Source organism: Blastococcus sp. CCUG 61487 (assembly GCF_005222955.1).
In the GTDB taxonomy this organism is placed as follows: Bacteria; Actinomycetota; Actinomycetes; order Mycobacteriales; family Geodermatophilaceae; genus Blastococcus.
Genome location: NZ_LWUA01000129.1, coordinates 1 through 239, shown reverse-complemented (window position 1 = coordinate 239; position 239 = coordinate 1). Strand labels below are relative to the sequence as shown.

1 protein-coding gene is annotated in these 239 nt (G+C 75.7%); it reads right to left on the bottom strand.

Features of this window, described 5'->3' with window-relative positions:
• Positions 1 to 239 (bottom strand): SGNH/GDSL hydrolase family protein (locus tag A6V29_RS20770; protein ID WP_212719153.1); only part of this gene is annotated, 239 nt, incomplete at both ends.

Sequence of the window (239 nt, the reverse complement as noted above, 5' to 3'; positions counted from 1 at the left end):
CGGCGCTGCGGAGCGCGTCGTCGACCGTCCGGAGGTCCGCCGGGTCCGCGCCCGGGAGGTTCGGCGGGCCGACGAGCAGCACGGTGGGCACGTCCTCGAGCTCGGCGAGGAGGTCTCCGGCGGCAGCGGCGACGTCGTCCGGACGGCCGGCCAGCACGTCGTTGACCCCGCCCTGGACGACGACGGTGTCGGCGTCGATCCAGTCGTCGTCGACGCGCTCGCCGTAGGTGACGTCGTCC